At 62.0% G+C, this 1,473-nt stretch carries 2 protein-coding genes; one reads left to right on the top strand and one right to left on the bottom strand.

Features of this window, described 5'->3' with window-relative positions:
• Positions 1-11 precede the first annotated feature (11 nt).
• Positions 12-293, bottom strand: coding sequence for a LexA family protein (locus SO139_RS46170; RefSeq protein WP_449384062.1), 282 nt, complete (start codon positions 291-293; stop codon positions 12-14).
• Between the two features lie 38 nt (positions 294-331).
• Between SO139_RS46170 and SO139_RS46165 the strand changes: the two genes are divergently transcribed.
• Entirely contained in the window at positions 332-1,462 is a 1,131-nt protein-coding gene (locus tag SO139_RS46165) for an IS630 family transposase (protein ID WP_498542150.1), read from the top strand.
• Positions 1,463-1,473 lie beyond the last annotated feature (11 nt).

The following is a 1,473-nucleotide window of genomic DNA, read 5'->3' as shown; positions in this document are numbered from 1 at the left end:
CTAGTGGTTCATCACAGTGATTTTGACGTTTTGATACCGAGCCATTCGAGGATGGGCAAGTTTTCGGGTGGCAGGAGGATCTCGATGCTTCGTGCGACGCCGGGCTGGCGACGAATGAAGCCGTTCCGTTCGAGGGTGACGATCATCTGGTGGACTGACGGCGGGCTGACGCGGAAATGACGCTGGATGTCGGCCTCGGCGGGCGGCTGTCCGAACATGTACGAATAGGTATGGATGAAAGCAAGATAGTGACCCTGCTTCTCGGTCAAGTGCGCGCCTGATTTTTGACTCATCGCTGGATTCGTCCCGGCCTCCGACAAGGAGGCGAAGCATGAATGTACGTTATCGGGTCGAATTGAGCCAAGCCGAGCGGGACGAACTGACGGCGATGCTCGGTGGCGGCAAGCATGCCGCCCGCAAACTCAAGCGGGCGCAGATTTTGCTGGCGGCCGATGCCGGCAGCTGCGACGCGGAGATTGTCCGAACCGTCCGGGTCAGCCTTTCCACCGTCGGCCGGACCAAGCGCCGCTTCGTGGAAGGCAATCTGGTGCGGGCCTTGAGCGAGGAGCCGCGTCCGGGCGCGGAACGCAAGCTGACAGGCAAGGAAGAGGCCCTGCTGGTGGCGACGGCATGCGCCAAGCCGCCCACCGGCCGCAAACGCTGGACGCTGACGCTGCTCGCCGACGCGATGGTCAAGCTCACCGATCACGACAGCCTTTCGGGCGAGACCGTGCGCCGCCGGCTGGCCGACAACGACCTCAAGCCGTGGCGCAGGGACATGTGGTGCATTCCCCGTGTCGACGGCGAATACGTCGCCCGCATGGAGGACGTGCTCGATCTCTACGCTGAAGCGCCGGATCCCGAGCGGCCCCTGGTCTGCTTCGACGAAACTCCCGTCCAGCTTATCGGCGAGGTCCGTCAGCCGATCCCGGCCCAACCGGGACAGCGCGAGCGCTACGATTACGAATATCGCCGCAACGGCACCGTCAATCTCTTCGTCACCTTCGATCCGCATCGCGGCTGGCGCAACGTCAAGGTTACAGACCACCGCGCCGCCGTAGACTACGCGCACTGCATGCGCGAACTCGTCGACGTCCATTATCCAGATGCCCCCTGCGTCCGTGTCGTGCAGGACAATCTGTCGATCCATACCGCCGGCGCACTATATCAAGCATTTGCGCCTGCCGAGGCCCGTCGCATCCTGCGCCGCCTCGAATTCCACTACACCCCGAAACACGCCAGTTGGCTCAACATGGTCGAGTGCGAGATCAGCGTGATGCAGCGCCAGTGTCTCGGTCGCCGCATCGACGATCCAAAAAGGCTCCAAAAAGAGATCGCAGCATGGCAACGGCAGCGAAATAAAGCGCGAGACCGCATCAAATGGATGTTCACAACCGACAAAGCCCGCGCCAAACTCGGCCGCGCCTATCCAGCTGCCGCCAAAGAGTCAAAACCACTGTGATGAACCACTAG

The organism is Bradyrhizobium sp. UFLA05-89, assembly GCF_059803475.1.
This window is presented reverse-complemented; position numbering and strand designations above follow the sequence as displayed.

Coding starts and splice junctions, on each gene's coding strand:
- SO139_RS46170 (WP_449384062.1), bottom strand. CDS start 293: ATGAGTCAAAAATCAGGCGCGCACTTGACCGAGAAGCAGGGTCACTAT.
- SO139_RS46165 (WP_498542150.1), top strand. CDS start 332: ATGAATGTACGTTATCGGGTCGAATTGAGCCAAGCCGAGCGGGACGAA.